General features: G+C 70.1%; 1 protein-coding gene. It reads right to left on the bottom strand.

The genetic code is table 11. The annotated features are described in order from the left end of the window. Positions 1–491: 491 nt before the first annotated feature. Positions 492–675: hypothetical protein (locus tag P409_RS39870; RefSeq protein WP_034849890.1), on the bottom strand; the 184-nt coding region annotated here is incomplete at its 5' end.

Below are 675 nucleotides of genomic sequence, written 5' to 3'. Positions count from 1 at the left end.
AAGCTGCAGGCCGATGGGACCTTCGTCGAGGAGCCGGCGCCGGCCAGCAGCTTCTACCACATCATCTGCGCCATCGAGGAGCTGGACAAAGCCTTCGCCGCCGGCCGGCTGGGCCCCGCCGTCCCGGTGTCCGGCGCGGCGGCCTGAGACCTTTTTGCGCTGCCTCTCCCGCTTGGCGGGACCTTTCGGAATGTCTCCGGGATCATGGCGGAGGCTTGTGACGACATCGGTCGAAAGCAAAATGAGTCCCCCTCCCCTTGCGGGAGGGGGGTAGGGGGAGGGGGTTTTCGACGCCAGAGCCGGCCTGAAGCCTGATGATCTGGCCCGACGACGAAGCCTGCCCTTTGCGCATTCGCGCGGACGCGCGCAGACCCCTCCCCCTGCCCCCCTCCCGCAAGGGGAGGGGGACTCAAGAGAGGAAGGTCCGCGCGGCTATTCTGAAAGAGTTTCCCTGCGGGAGAGCCAAACGGATCGAGGCCCGACCGCCGGCGTCACCCCGTATCCGGCGCCTCCGGCCGGTCGACCGGCGGCAGGTCCAGCCGCGCCAGGTACCGGTCCGATTCCCCGACCCAGCGCTCCGCCTCCTCCGGCGGCAGGCCGAAGATCGGGCACAGCCGGGCCACCGCCTCCGCCGCCGGGAAGCCGTCGGCGATCTCCAGCAGATCGGGCCTGTCC

The organism is Inquilinus limosus MP06 (genome assembly GCF_000767795.1).
Taxonomy (GTDB): domain Bacteria; phylum Pseudomonadota; class Alphaproteobacteria; order DSM-16000; family Inquilinaceae; genus Inquilinus; species Inquilinus limosus_E.
This window is presented reverse-complemented; position numbering and strand designations above follow the sequence as displayed.